The following is a 13,536-nucleotide window of genomic DNA, read 5'->3' as shown; positions in this document are numbered from 1 at the left end:
AGCTTTTGGGCGTGCTCGTCCCAGAGGGCCAGCACGTCCCGCCACGCCGTCCGTCACGGCACGCCGAAGGGAAATCCCGGGCGACGATCCGCCGAACGGGAGGGCGCCCTCAGAACCGCGCGATCACCTGCACCCGCACCGTGCGCGAGGCGCCCGGGGTGATGTTGTTGTTGGCGTCCGCGGTCGCGATGTAGCGCCGGTCGAACAGGTTCTCGATGTTCACCTGCGCCCGCACCGCCTCCGACACCTGGTAGAACAGGCCGAGATCGAAGCGGGTGACGCTCGGCAGGCGCACGGTGTTGTCGGACGACGCGAAGGTGTGGGTCTGGTTGATGACGCCGACGCCGACCGCGAATTCGGGCGTGATGGCGAACTTGTTCCAGAGGGTGATGGCGTTGAACGGCACCAGCGCGACGGTGTTGCCGGTGCGGATCACGGTCGAGCCGGAGCTGAAGTTGCTGACGATCCGGGCATCGGTGAAGGCGTAGCCGCCGGCGATCTGCCACCAGTCGGTGATGAAGCCGTTGGCGCCGATCTCGGCGCCCTTGGTGTTGGTCTGGCCGGTGGTGAGGAAGTAGCCGGGCCGGTTCGGGTCGGCGAAGCGCTGGTTGTAGCGGTCGAGGTCGTAGAGCGCAGCCGTGAGCTGGAGCACCGGCGAGGCGTCCCACTTCACGCCGATCTCGCGGTTCTCGAACCGCTCCGGCACGGCGATCGAGAGACCCGGGGTCAGGGAGGAGAACTGGTCGCCGGACGAGGGCAGGTAGGAGACGCTGTAGCTGCCGTAGAAGGCCAGGTTCTCCCACGGCTTCACCACGAAGCCGGCCCGCGGCGAGACCAGGTCGTCGATGCGCGCGGTGGTCACCCGGGTGCCGCGGTCGGTCGCCGCGAAGTCGAAATGGTCGTAGCGCAGGCCGCCGATCAGCTGCAGATGCGGGCCGATCTCGACCTGATCCTGGACGTAGGCCGCGGCGAGGCCGAGGTCGTAGCGGCTGTTGTTGCCGCCGTTGTAACGGAAGTTCACCGGCACCCGCGAGACCGGCGAGAGCGGGTTCACCACCAGGGATTGCGTGCCGCTGGTCGCGAAGAAGCCGTCCTGCCGGAAGGCCAATCCGGTCTGGTAGCCGAGTTCGAAGCCGCCGAGCAGGGTATGGCCGAGCGGGCCGGTGGCGAACTTGTAGGTGAAGTCGTTCTGGCTGAAGTAGTTCGTCCGTGGCGTGGCGTTGTTGTAGGCGCTCAGGGTCATGCTGGTGCCGGCGGCGTTGACGGCACTGCCCGGAAAGACGTTCTGGTAGAACTTGTCGTAGTCGGCGAAGCGCAGCTGGCTGTGCAGCTGCACGCCGGAGTCGAAGCGGTGGTCGAGGGTGGCGGTGGCGATGTGGGCGTCGACCCGGGCGTAGCTCAGGTCCGGGTTGCCGAAGAAGGTCCGGGTGTTGTCACGGTAGCGGTAGGGCCGGCCGAACTGCGAGGGGATGCCGCGATCGGTGACGCGGTCGTCGTGGAAATACTCGTAGGAAAGCTTCAGCACCGTGTCGGGCCCGAGCAGCAGCGTCCCGGTCGGGTTGATGCCGTAGCGGCGGATATGGCCGAAGTCGCGGTAGGTGCCGGTGTCCTCGACGACGCCGTTGAGGCGGAAGAACGCGCTGTCCGAGAACCGGTCGCCGATGTCGAGGGCCAGGCGCTTGTTGTCGAACGCCCCGCCCTGGGCGACGATCTCGCGGATCGGCACCCCATCGGCCTCCTTCAGCACCCGGTTGATGACGCCGCCGCCGCCGCCGCGGCCGAAGATCATCGCGTTCGGGCCTTTCAGCACCTCGATCCGCTCGATGTTGTACAGGTCGCGGAAGTACTGCACGTCGTCGCGGATGCCGTTGACGTAGAAATCGGCGTTGGAGCGCTGGCCGCGGATCACGACGTCGTCGCGGTTGCCCTCGCCCTGGTGCGGGATCACCCCCGGCACGTAGCGGATCGCCTCGGTGAGACTCTGGAAGCCCTGGTCGCGGATCTGCGCTTGCGTCACCACGGTGACCGATTGCGGCGTATTGATCAGCGGCGTGTCGGTGCGAGTCGCCGAGGCCGTGCGCCGGGTGAGGTAGCCGACCGTGTCGCCGCGGGCGCTTCCAGCCTTCAGCCCGGCGACGTCGATCGCCTCAAGCGCGAGCTCGCCCTCGGGCGGGAGCGGCTGCGCGAGGGCCGCGGCGGGCGCCAGCATCGTGGTGGCGAGCAACAGGGTGGCGCGGGCGTGCGCGGCCGGCTTCGTCATGGTGGGTCTTCCGAGAGATAGGATTATCGTCTCGCAAGGGGCGCCCTGTTCTCGCGAGACCTTGCCGCCTTGACAGCGGCCGACCAGTTTCGCAACGGCGCGACTGCCGGAAACAAACAGGATCTGTTTTTATCTGTTATAAGGTGAAGTCGTGATGAGCCGGCGAAGCGCTTGGCCGCACTGCGCTCCTGCCCTCAGCTTGCAATCGCTCCAGGAAGCGTGGCCGCGGCAGACCGGCGCGAATGTTGCCGAAATGCATCATGGTTGCGGCGCCACCGTGTCCGGCGGATTGCCGCGCGTGTCCCGGACGTGGGGGGATCAGGCGTCCAGCCGGTCCCGCGCCGGCATCGTCGCCGGTCCGGCCTGTGCCGGTCCGACCTGCGCGGCGCGCAGGCCCGTCGCCATCGCCTGCAGGCGCGTCTGCGGGTCCTCCGGCTGGATCACCCCGGCCGACATCACCAGCTTGGCGGCATCGTCGACGCTGATGGACAGCTCGATCACCTCGGACCGGGGCAGGTAGAAGAAGAACCCGGTGGTGGGATTCGGGGCACAGGGCAGGAAGACGCCGACATGGTCGTGCTCGGCCCCGAGCGCCGACTGCACGTCGGGCCCGGCCGGGGCCGACAGGAACACGATCGACCAGGTGCCCTTCACCGGGAACTCGACCAGGCCGACGGTGCGGAACGAGGTGCCGCTGGTCGAGAACAGCGTCTCGAAGACCTGTCGCAAGCCGCGATAGAGGCCCGAGATCACAGGCGTGCGGGCGAGCAGCACCTCGCCGAACTCGACCACCGAGCGGCCGACGAGGTTGGCGGTGAGCGCGCCGAGCGTCGTCAGCGCCACGAAGGCGATGACGAGGCCGAGGCCCGGAACGCTGAACGGCAGGTAATGGTCCGGCAGGTAGGCCGACGGCACCAGCGGCTTGACCCAGCCGTCGATCAGGCTGATGCACCACCAGGTGATGTAGATCGTGATCGCCAGCGGGCCGGCGACGATCACGCCGGTGAAGAAGTAGTTCCGCAGGCGACCGCGGACGCTGACCCGCTTGCGGGTGGCCGGCGGGTCCGGATCGGGGATCAACGGCGAGGTTTCCGACACGATCTGCGATTCTCGACCCGGGCAGGCGACCCCTGCCCCCGAAGAGGTAGCGGTTTGCTGCGCTGCGCTCAAGGCGGGGAAGACCCTTTGTCGGCTTGGCCGCGGCCGGACCCGGCCGCTTTGCGGACGGTCCTGCGTCAGGCCCTGGCCGATCCGGCGGTGACCTGGAGCCTCGGCGGCTACGGGGCGGGCGCCACCTTCCGGCGCGATGCCGACGAGCCGGCGGACGGCCCTTTCGACGGTCGCCCCGGCCTCGTCACGCCCCGTGGCGCCCTGGTGCTGGGGGAGGCCTGCGCCCTCGTGCCGGTGGCCTACGAGACGGCGCTCGGCGGTGATGCGTGGAGCCAGGCGCTGGCCCTGTGCCGGCCGCTCTCCCGCCTGCCGTCCTGCCCCGCCCCGGTGGTGAGCGAACTCGGCCGCGACGACGGGGCGGCGCGCTCCGAGGATCGGGACGGGGTGTCGTTCTGCCTCGGCCTGCCGCTGCGCCAAGCCCGACTCCTCGCGCGGGGGCGGGGCGCTGCCGTCCCGATTCTGCGCGATGCCTGCGGCCGCCCAGCCGACGCCGTTCTCTGGGAGCGTCTGTCGAGGCTCGGGGCGACGCTCATCGCGGCATCGGGCGGCGACCGCATCGAGGTCGTCCTGCCCGACACGCATCCGGGGCCGCGCGCGCACTGGTTCGACAAGCTGCTGCGCCTCGGCCGCCTGCACGCCGCCACGGCCCCGATCCCAGCGGGCCTCGCCCCGGTGATCCATCTGCACCCGCCCCATCCGTGGACGGAGAGCGGTTACGATCTCGGTCGCCATGGCGTCTTCGCGGACTGGCTGGCGCGATGGGGTGATCCGGCTCTCGTCGCGCTCAAGGCCGGCATCCTCGCCGGAGAGGCGATGGCTGTGCCGGACACGCGGGCCGCGCGGGCGGTGACTCGGGTGGCGCGGGCGCAGCGGCGGTATCTGGCTTCGTCGTGAGACCGTCGGCTTCGATACGATCAGACTGGTAGCGGACCGGGTCTTTCCCGTCCCGATCCTCGACCTCGTCCCGAGGTCGTAGGTGAGATGAGCGAGATGCCCTCGAGATGCGCGCTCTGGCGCAGAACACCCCCGAGACAAAGAAAAAAGGCCACCCTTGCGGGTGGCCCGAAGTCTAGGGAGGAAACGCCCAAAGAGGGCTGCAGGGCCGCGACGCCGTCGCGACCGTGCACCGCAGAAGATAGGCGCCCGGGCGGCGTTCGCAAGTGCGAAAGCGCACCGGCGGTGGCTTTTCTCCCGAACGATCGCGGCCGCCAAAACGGCGACACCCCCGCCGGCGTCGGCGGGGGTGTCGCATCGGGATCGCGGGACCGTCGCGTCAGCGCCGCAGGATCTTGGTGACGAGGCGGCCGACGAGATTGCCCGAATCGTTGTATTGAGCACGGTCGTCGGGGCGGGTGCGGGGGTCGTCGTTCCCCAGGATCTTGGTGACGATCCGACCGATGAGGCTCATCGTATCCTCCGAATGTGCTGGCGTGAGGTCTCAGGGAGTCAACGGCCGAACAGCCTGGGCCGTTCCGGACCCCGCTCACGCCCGTTCCGCCATCGCCTCGAAGACCAGGGCGTGACGGGCCGCGAGCGCCTCGATGTCGGTGGCGTAGCCGCCGCCGATCACCGCGACCAGCGGGATGCCGCGCCGGTACGCCTCGCCGACCACGTAAGCCTCGCGGCGGCGCAGGCCCTCATCGGTGAGCGCCAGGCGGCCGAGGCGGTCGTCGCGGTGGGGATCGACGCCGGCATTGTAGAACACCAGGTCCGGGCGCTGCGCGTCGATGAGGCGCGGCACGTGGAGGGCGAGCGCCGCCAGGTAGTCGTCGTCGGTCAGCCCGTCGGGCAGGCCGACATCGAGGTCGCCCGGTACCTTGTCGGTGGGGTAGTTCTTCTCGGCATGCATCGAGAAGGTGAACAGGTCGGGCTCGTCCCGCAGGCAATCGGCGGTGCCGTCGCCCTGGTGCACGTCGAGGTCGATCACGAGCGCCCGGCGGATCGTGCCCTCGCGCTTGAGCGCGAGTGCCGCCACTGCAACGTCGTTGAACACGCAGAACCCCCGGCCCGCCTCCCGCCTTCCGTGGTGGCTGCCGCCCGCGGTGCTGCCGGCGAGCCCACCCTGGAGGGCCAGCCGCGCGGCCAGCAGCGTGCCGCCGCAGGCGGCGAGCGAGCGTCGCGCCACCCCGGCATCGACCGGCAGGCCGATCGCCCGCTCGACCGCCCGCGACACCGTGCCGGTGACGACCTGCTCGACGTACATTCCGTCATGCGCGAGGCGGATCAGGTCGGGGCTCGCGGGTTCGGGCGTCACGAAGCCCTCCGGCACCAGGCCGCGCGCCTCGATCGCGGCGGCCAGGCGGCCGTACTTGCCCATCGGGAAGCGGTGGCCCTCCGGCAGCGGGGCCTCGTAGGCCGGATGGAACACGACCGGGACCATGCAATCGACCCTGTGGACAGCGGGGACGGGATGGACACGCTCAACGCGCCGGCCCGGCGGCAAGCAGGCGCGACCCCGCGCCGCGGGCAGCGACGATCTCTTCGCCGATGCCAGAGGGTTAGCCCGCTGCATCGTCCCGGTCCAACCGATGCGCCGGGCCCGCTCAGGCTCCCTTTCCGACGGTTTATGCTCTAGCTTGTCCCGTGATCGGGGCGACGCACGATCACGGTTTGGACACGAATTCCCTCGACCCTTGGGTAAGAAGACCCGTAACGGGGTCGCAGGATCGCTGGGCGGGAGCCCGCGACTGTCGGATCCGCCGGCAGGCGGACACGAGGCGCGCCACGGGCGTGAAGAGTTTTCTCAGGCTCGCCCGAGAGGGCGGGGCGTGCAAGCACGGCCGGGGGGCATGCGGGATCGGGTCGAACGTCGCGGGGCGCCAGGAGCGCGTCCGTCAGCGGGAGTGGCAGGGGCTGGAGTCGCAAGAGCTCTCGGGCTCGGCCTCGCGCTCGGCCTCGGGCCGGCGGAGCCGGCGCGCGCCTTCGACCTGTTCGGCCTGTTCAACTCCGACGAGGCGCCGCCGGCCCCGAGCCCGGCCGCCCTGCCCTACGCGGTCCGCTTCCAGGGTGTCGAGGACGAGGACCTGCTGCGCGCGCTCCAGGACACGTCGAGCCTCTATCGCCTGCGCAACGACGCGCCGCCGGACGGCGAGGGCCTGCTGCGCCGGGCCGAGGCCGACGCGCCCCGCCTCGTCGATGCGCTCTGGGGCTTCGGCTACTATGCCGGCACGGTGAGCTTCCGCATCGAGGACGTGGTGCTCGGGGGCGACGCCGCCGCCCGCAGCGCCGTGCGCGCCGCCGAGGCCGCGCGCAACCGCAGCCTCGTCGCGGTGCGGATCTCCGTCGACCAGGGCCCGCTCTACCACCTGCGGAGCATCACGGTGCTCGACCCCGCGGGCGTGCCGTTCCCGCCGGAGGCCGTGCCGGCCCGCCTCACCCGCCTTGGCGACGACGTGCCGGCCCGCTCGTCGACGGTGCTCGCCCGCGAGGCGGCCCTCGTCGACCAGTTCCGCCGCGAGGGCCACCCCTTCGCCAAGGTGCTGCGACGCGACCCGGTGGTCGACCACGCCGCCCGCGCCATGGACGTGACCTTCGTGGTCGATCCGGGGCCGAAGGCGGCTCTCGGCACCGTCACGGTGCGGGGTACGAAGAACCTCGACCCGGCGGTGGTGCGCTCCTTCATCTACGCCGAGCCGGGCGATCCCTACTCGCCGCAGGCGCTCACCGACATCCGCCGCTCGGTCTCGCGCATCGAGGCGCTCGGCGGCGTGCGGGTGCGGGAGGGCACGGCCCTCGATCCCGACGGTACGCTGCCGGTCTTCGTCGACGTGACCGAGCGCACGCCACACATCGTCGGCGTCTCGGCGCGCTACTCCACCGTGGACGGGCCCGGCGTGCGCGCCTACTGGGCCGACCGCAACCTGTTCGGCGGCGGCGAGACCCTGCGGATCGACGCCGACCTGTCCTATCTCGGCCTCGGCACCGACTACTACGCCCGCCGCCGCAAGCTCGCCGGCATCGAGACCAACGGGCTCGGCGGCCGGCTCGCCGCCACCTTCGTCAAGCCCGCCTTGTTCGGCACCCGCAACGACCTCCTCGCCAGCGCCTTCATCGGCCGCGAGGTGCAGCAATCCTATCTCAGCGACGCCACCGGCGGCACGGTCGCGATCCGTCACCGCTTCGCCGACGCCTTCTCGGCCCAGGTCGGCATCGACGGCCGGGTCGGCTCCGACCGGGACGCCCTCGGCCGGGTCGATTACGGCTTGCTCGGCCTCAATGCCGGCGTCACCTACGATTCGACCGACAGCCTGCTCGACCCGACGAAGGGCTTTCGCGTCACCGCCTCGCTCACCCCCTATGCGGGGCTCGGCAACAGCCCGGACCTCTTGATCGCCAAGGCTCAAGGGTCGACCTACTACGCCTTCGACGACGAGGCCCGCTACATCGTGGCGGCGCGCCTCGGCTTCGGCTCGGTCAGCGGGGCGAACCTCGCCGACATTCCGGCTTCGCTCCGCTTCTTCGCCGGCGGCGGCGGCTCGATCCGGGGCTACTCGTACCGCACCGTCGGGCCGATCGGCCCCTACCAGCTGCCGATCGGCGGGCGCTCGCTGCTCGAGGGCTCGATCGAGGGCCGGATCAAGATCACCGACACGATCGGCATCGTGCCCTTCGTCGATGCCGGCACGGCGTTCGCCGGCACCCTGCCCGATTTCGACGAGCGCATCCGCGTCGCGGCGGGCCTGGGCCTTCGCTACTACACCGGCATCGGCCCGATCCGGGTCGATCTCGCGGTGCCGCTGAACCCCGACAAGCAGCTCAAGCAGCCGCCGGTCGCCCTCTATATCAGCCTCGGTCAGGCCTTCTGAATGATGCCGTTGCGGGTCTCGCGCCTCTTCACCGCCGCCATCGCCGTTGCCCTTCTGGCGCTGGCCTGGCTCGGCCACGCCGCCACCGGCGAGGCGGCGGAGGGCGAGACCACGATCCTCGGCGACCTCCTGTCCCGTGCCCTCTCGACCCCGACCTCCCGCGTCTCGATCGGCGCCGTCGACGGGGCGCTCTCCTCCGACGCGACGATCCGCGACGTCGCCATCGCCGACCGCAACGGCGTCTGGCTGCGCCTCGACAAGGCCCGGCTGATCTGGCGGCGCACGGCCTTGCTCTCCCGGCGCCTGGAGATCGACCGGCTCGAGATCGGACGCCTCGAGGTGTTGCGCCGGCCCCTGCCCTCCGCCGCCCCGCCGTCGCAGGACAAGGACGCGCTGCTGCCCGAGCTGCCGGTCAAGGTGGTGGTCAAGGCCTTCGCGTTGAGCGACCTCGTCCTCGGCGAGCCGGTGCTCGGCGAGGCCGCCCGCATCGCCGGGGCCGGTCAGGCCACCCTCGGCGACCCGCGCGAGGGCCTCGATCTCGGCTTCGGCCTGCGCCGCCTCGACAAGCCCGGCACCGTCACCCTCAAGCTCGCCTACGTGCCGGACACCAGCCGCCTGGAGTTGAAGCTCGCCCATGACGAGCCGGCCGGCGGCCTCGCGGCGCGGCTGATGAACCTGCCGGGACTGCCGCCGGTGAGCCTCGATCTCGACGGCCGCGGCACGCTCGATTCCTGGAACGCCACCCTGGCTTTCCAGGCCGGCGAGGGCATCGGCGCCGACGGCAAGGCCCGCATCGACCGGGCCGGGGCGGAGCGACGCATGGCGCTCGACCTCGCCTCGCGGGTCGAGGGCCTGATGCCCGGGCCGCTCGCGGCGGTCTTCGCCGGCACCACCCGCCTCGACGGCCATCTCCGCTTCGTCGATGACGGCGCGGTGCGGGTCGACCGGTTCGAGCTGACATCCCGCACCGCGCGGCTGGCGCTGAACGGCGGGGTCGACGCGGCCCGCAAAGCCGACCTGACCCTCCAGGCCCGCGCCCTGCCGACCGAGGGCGGCGTCACCAAGGCCGGCGACGCGACCCTCGAAGCCCTGGTGCTCGACGCGAGCCTCAAAGGCCCCCTCGACGCCCCCGCCGTGCGCGGGACCCTGCGGGCCGCCGGCCTGTCGGCCGCGGGCAGCCGCCTCGGCCGGGCGAGCGCCGATCTCGTCGCCGAGCCGCTGCCGCGCCAGCCGGAGGGGCAGTCGTTTCGCCTCGCCGCAAACGCCGACGTCGACGGCCTCCACCTCGCCGACCCGGCCCTGCGGCGGGCGATCGGCCCCAAGGCGTCGTTCCGCCTCGCCGGCCGGATCGACCCGAACGGCGTCGCCGATCTCGACGCCGTGACCATCGAGGCGCCGACAGCGAGCGCCCGCTATGCCGGCCGGATCGGCCGCGACGTGGTGGCGGGCACGCTCCAGGCGGACCTGCCCGACCTCGCCGCCTTCTCCCTCGCCGCCGGCCGGCCGCTCGGCGGCCGCGTCGCGCTCAAGGCCCTGCTCTCCGGCGATCCCGGCCGGGCCGGCGTCACCGCCGATGTCGAGGCCAGCACCGAGAGGCTGTCTCTCGGCACCCCTGCCCTCGACCGGACGCTCGGCCGCGAGCCCCGCTTCGCCGGCCGCCTGACCCGGCTCCCCGACGGCTACGCCGTCCAGGCCGCGCGCCTGACCGGGCACGCCGTGACCGCCACGGTCGATGGCCGCGCCACCGAGACCAAGGCCGACATGACCGGCCGGGTCGACCTCACCGACCTCGCGACCCTCGACCCCGAACTCGCCGGCCGGGCCGGGCTGGAGGCCCGCCTCACCGGGTCCCTCGAGCGCCCCGACCTCGCCCTGACCCTGGCGGCGCCGGAGGCGCGCGCCATGGGCCGTCCGGTCCGCGACCTCGCTGCGCGGGCGACGATCGCCGACGCCACCGGCGCCCTCGACGGGACGTTGTCCCTGTCAGGCCGGGTCGACGGCAAGCCGCTCGCCGGCGACCTCCATCTCGCCCGCCGCGACGCCGACTGGCTGCTCGATCGGTTGGCCTTCACGCTCGGCTCGGTCAGCCTCGCGGGCCGCGCCGCGGTCGATCCGGCGTCGCGCCTCGCCGAGGGCGAGGTGTCCCTGAAGGCCGGCGACCTCGACGATCTCTCGGCCCTGGCGCTCACCCGTCTCCAGGGACGCCTCGACGCCGCGATCTCTCTGAGCCGCGCCGGCGGCCGGCAGGATGCCCGGATGCGGGCGACCGGCGACGGCGTGCGGGGGGCCGGCGTGGCGCTCTCGCGCCTCGACGCCGACCTGAACGGCACCGACCTCTGGACGAGCCCCCGGGTCTCCGGCCGGCTCAATGCCGACCGGCTCGTCGCCGGGCCTGAGACGATCGAGGCCATCCGCCTCGACGCCAAGCCCGCGCCGGACGGCAGCGACCTCGTGCTCCAGGCCCGGGCCCGGGGCTTCGCCCTCGACGGTGCCGCACGGCTGGTCCCGGCCGGGCCTGCGCGCCTCGACCTCTCTCGCCTCGGCGCCGTGCGCGGGGCCGACCGATTGGCGCTCGCCGGCCCGGCGACGATCACCTTCCGCGACGAGGGCGTGACGGTCGCCGGCCTCGCTATCGCCGCCGGCTCCGGCCGGGCCAGCCTCGACGGCACGATCGGCCAGACCCTCGACCTGCGGTTCGGCCTCAGGAGCCTGCCGCTCGCGATGGCCCGCATCGCCGCCCCGAGCCTCAGCCTCTCCGGCACCCTCGACGGCGAGGCCGTGCTCGCCGGCCCGGCCGCGAGCCCTGAGGGGCGCTACGCCCTGAGCCTCACGCGCCTCGTGACGCCCGAGACCCGCTCCGCCGGTCTGCCGCCGATCGACGCCAGGGCCTCCGGCCGGATCGACGACGGCCGCGCCGGCTTCGATGGCACGGTGACGGCCGGCCGCGGGCTGCAGCTCACCCTCTCCGGTTCGCTGCCGGTCGAGACCGGCGGCACCCTCGCCTTGCGCACCCGCGGCACGCTCGATGCCGCGCTCGCCAACACGATGCTGGCGGCGGGCGGCCAGCGCCTGACCGGCCGGGTCGCGCTCGATGCCGGGATCGGCGGCACGCTCCAGGCACCGCGGGTCGAGGGTTCGGCGGTCCTCACCGGCGGCAGCTTCACCGATCCGCTCCAGGGCGTGCGCCTCACCGACATCCAGGGTCGCGTGACCGGCCGCGGCGACACGATCGTGATCGAGCGCCTGACCGCCGCCACCCGCAACGGCGGCACCCTGCAGGCGCAGGGGCGCGTGGCCGTCGAGCCGGCGGCGGGCTTTCCGGGCAACCTGACCATCCGGGCCGATCGGGCCGAGCTGGTCTCGAGCCCGCTGATGACGCTGATCACCGGCCTCAACCTGTCGCTGACCGGGCCGCTCGCCCGCACCCCCCGGGTCACGGGCCAGGTCGACGTCGTCTCCCTCGACGTCTCGGTGCCCGACCGCCTGCCCGCGACAGTGCAGCCCCTGCCCGGCATCCGCCACGTCAACGCGCCGCCGCAGACCCGGGCCCGCCTCGCCGCCCGGGCGAAGCGCGACGCGGCATCCCGCCGCGGGGCCAGGACCCCGCCCTTCCTCGCCACCCTCGACGTCGCGGTGAACGCTCCCGGCCGCATCACCGTGCGCGGCCGCGGCATCGACGCGGAGCTCGGCGGGAATCTCCGCCTCACCGGCACCTCGGCCGCGCCGGTGGCGAACGGCGCCTTCGCGATGCGCCGCGGCCGGATCCAGATCGTCGGCCAGCGCCTCGATTTCACCCGCGGCCGCCTGACCTTCGCGGGTGATCTCACGGCGCCGGATCTCGACTTCCTGGCCCAGTCCCAGGCCGGCGACGTCACCGCCAAGATCGCCGTCACCGGCCCGGCGAACCAGCCCGACTTCGCGATCTCCTCCGAACCGCCACTGCCGCAGGACGAGGTGCTGTCGCGCCTCCTGTTCAAGAAGGCCTCCGGCGGCCTGTCGCCGTTCCAGGCGCTGCAACTGGCGCAGGCCGTCGCCCAGCTCTCCGGCGGCGCCGGCGGGCCCGACGTGTTCGAGAGCGCCCGCAAGGGGCTGGGCCTCGACAGCCTCGACATCCAGGCCGGAGCGAAGGGCGGCGCGGCGGTCGGCCTGTCGCGGGCGCTGAGCGAGCGCGTCGATGTCGGCGTGCGCGCCGGCGCCCGGCCGGAGGACAGCGCCGCGACCATCACCTACGACGTGACCGGGCGGATCAAGGTGCAAGGCGAGGCCGGGGCGGATGGGCGCACGGCCGTGGGGGTGGGGGCGGAGTGGGAGTATTGAGCCGGACGCCTGCCCGGCATGAGGCATCATCGCCGTCGCGCGGCGCCGTCCGGAAGCACGCGGGAGGCCGCGACTCCGATCAGGCCGGCAGCGGTGGCGAAGGCGAAGACGGCGGCGTATCCCGTACCACCCGGTATCGTCGGCGCCAGCGCGCCGAGCGCCGCCACCCCGAGCACGAACCCGGCCTGACGCGCCACCATCGTGAGGGCCGAGGCCATGCCAGCCGCCTCGGGCGGCGCGAGGGCGACGACGGCCCCGGTGAGCTGGGGATGTGCGAGGGCCGCCCCGGCCCCGACGGCCGCCATGCCGACGAGCGCGCCGGTGAGGGCGGAAGAGCCGGCGAGCGCCGCTCCCACCAGGATCGCATCCCCCAGAACGACCAGGGCGAGCGCACTTCCGAACGAGCGCCGCCCGCCGAGATGCCGGACCATGTGGCCGCCCAGCGGGGGCAGCACCAGCATCGGCAGCGTCGCCGCGAGCAACGCGACGCCGGCCGCCTGCGTGCCCAGCCCGAACGCCGCCATGAGGAAGACCGTCAGGTAGCCCAGGACGGGCCAGTCGCCTGCCGAGATCGTCTTCCCGGTCGTCGCCCCCGTGCTCCGTCGCGCCAGCCGGGAGGACGATTGGTGCCGCCTCCCGCTCCTCGCGAAGGGGCACGCCGCCGACGGCATCGCCACCGAATGGTCCTGGTTGACGTGGCTCGGCGACGACGGACGACGGACGACGCCCGCCCGCAATGCGCTTTCGCGACATCAGCGCGGCCTTGCAGGCAGCGCATGACGGCAACGGTATCGTCTTCGCGCGTTCGCTCCTCGTCGCCGACGCGCTCCGCCGCCGCCGTCTGACCCGGCTGGTGCGGCGGGCCGAGATACGGCCCTCCTCGAAGATCCAGGTAGCGCGCTGGAGCGATCAGGCCGACGCGGTCGCCCCCGCGATGGCGGCGTGGCTCGTCGCGGCGGCAGGGACGACGCTCGCGCGGTGAGC

At 72.7% G+C, this 13,536-nt stretch carries 9 protein-coding genes; 4 read left to right on the top strand and 5 right to left on the bottom strand.

Annotated elements, in window-relative coordinates:
- Positions 1-109: 109 nt before the first annotated feature.
- Together MFF64_RS08765 and MFF64_RS08760 are read right to left on the bottom strand one after the other, a co-directional pair.
- Positions 110-2,260 (bottom strand): TonB-dependent receptor, encoded by a 2,151-nt coding sequence (locus MFF64_RS08765; RefSeq protein ID WP_438823060.1) that lies wholly within the window; start codon positions 2,258-2,260, stop codon positions 110-112.
- A gap of 318 nt (positions 2,261-2,578) precedes the next feature.
- Positions 2,579-3,358 carry a DUF502 domain-containing protein gene (locus MFF64_RS08760; RefSeq protein ID WP_238190458.1) on the bottom strand — a complete coding sequence of 260 codons (780 nt, stop codon included), beginning with the start codon at positions 3,356-3,358 and terminating at the stop codon, positions 2,579-2,581.
- Positions 3,359-3,445: 87 nt separating this feature from the next.
- Between MFF64_RS08760 and MFF64_RS08755 the strand changes: the two genes are divergently transcribed.
- Positions 3,446-4,324 carry a DUF6925 family protein gene (locus tag MFF64_RS08755; protein ID WP_099903542.1) on the top strand — a complete coding sequence of 293 codons (879 nt, stop codon included), beginning with the start codon at positions 3,446-3,448 and terminating at the stop codon, positions 4,322-4,324.
- A gap of 379 nt (positions 4,325-4,703) precedes the next feature.
- On the opposite strand, the gene MFF64_RS08750 is transcribed toward MFF64_RS08755, so the two are convergent.
- Complete coding sequence (locus MFF64_RS08750; RefSeq protein ID WP_099903544.1) at positions 4,704-4,838, bottom strand: TFIIS helical bundle-like domain containing protein; 135 nt, start codon at positions 4,836-4,838, stop codon at positions 4,704-4,706.
- A gap of 75 nt (positions 4,839-4,913) precedes the next feature.
- The gene (locus tag MFF64_RS08745) at positions 4,914-5,810 is read right to left on the bottom strand and encodes a histone deacetylase family protein (RefSeq protein ID WP_099903546.1); all 897 of its coding nucleotides are present in this window, start codon (positions 5,808-5,810) and stop codon (positions 4,914-4,916) included.
- Positions 5,811-6,219: 409 nt separating this feature from the next.
- Here MFF64_RS08745 and MFF64_RS08740 point away from each other — a divergent pair, with 409 nt between their 5' ends.
- Both MFF64_RS08740 and MFF64_RS08735 read left to right on the top strand, forming a co-directional pair.
- Positions 6,220-8,235, top strand: coding sequence for an autotransporter assembly complex protein TamA (locus tag MFF64_RS08740; RefSeq protein ID WP_238190456.1), 2,016 nt, complete (start codon positions 6,220-6,222; stop codon positions 8,233-8,235).
- The gene (locus MFF64_RS08735) at positions 8,236-12,552 is read left to right on the top strand and encodes a translocation/assembly module TamB domain-containing protein (RefSeq protein ID WP_238190454.1); all 4,317 of its coding nucleotides are present in this window, start codon (positions 8,236-8,238) and stop codon (positions 12,550-12,552) included. It abuts the gene before it with no gap.
- Between the two features lie 26 nt (positions 12,553-12,578).
- Here MFF64_RS08735 and MFF64_RS08730 read toward each other — a convergent pair whose 3' ends face one another.
- A complete protein-coding gene (locus MFF64_RS08730) occupies positions 12,579-13,223 on the bottom strand; it encodes an MFS transporter (RefSeq protein ID WP_342352939.1) in 645 nt (214 codons plus the stop codon).
- 65 nt (positions 13,224-13,288) lie between these two features.
- On the opposite strand from MFF64_RS08730, the gene MFF64_RS08725 reads away from it, so the two are divergent.
- Positions 13,289-13,534: a hypothetical protein gene (locus tag MFF64_RS08725; protein ID WP_099901645.1), complete on the top strand. Its 246-nt coding sequence runs from the start codon at positions 13,289-13,291 to the stop codon at positions 13,532-13,534.
- The last annotated feature ends 2 nt before the right edge of the window (positions 13,535-13,536 follow it).

It is taken from the genome of Methylobacterium frigidaeris (genome assembly GCF_022179185.1).
Lineage (GTDB): Bacteria > Pseudomonadota > Alphaproteobacteria > Rhizobiales > Beijerinckiaceae > Methylobacterium > Methylobacterium frigidaeris.
Note: the sequence above shows the minus strand (reverse complement) of the source record. Positions and strands in the feature narration are given on the sequence as shown.

Bases quoted from the DNA above. Each gene is read 5' to 3' on its own strand.
- MFF64_RS08740 (WP_238190456.1), top strand. From the start codon at position 6,220: ATGCGGGATCGGGTCGAACGTCGCGGGGCGCCAGGAGCGCGTCCGTCA.
- MFF64_RS08745 (WP_099903546.1), bottom strand. From the start codon at position 5,810: ATGGTCCCGGTCGTGTTCCATCCGGCCTACGAGGCCCCGCTGCCGGAG.
- MFF64_RS08750 (WP_099903544.1), bottom strand. From the start codon at position 4,838: ATGAGCCTCATCGGTCGGATCGTCACCAAGATCCTGGGGAACGACGAC.
- MFF64_RS08725 (WP_099901645.1), top strand. From the start codon at position 13,289: ATGCGCTTTCGCGACATCAGCGCGGCCTTGCAGGCAGCGCATGACGGC.
- MFF64_RS08735 (WP_238190454.1), top strand. From the start codon at position 8,236: ATGATGCCGTTGCGGGTCTCGCGCCTCTTCACCGCCGCCATCGCCGTT.
- MFF64_RS08765 (WP_438823060.1), bottom strand. From the start codon at position 2,260: ATGACGAAGCCGGCCGCGCACGCCCGCGCCACCCTGTTGCTCGCCACC.
- MFF64_RS08730 (WP_342352939.1), bottom strand. From the start codon at position 13,223: ATGCCGTCGGCGGCGTGCCCCTTCGCGAGGAGCGGGAGGCGGCACCAA.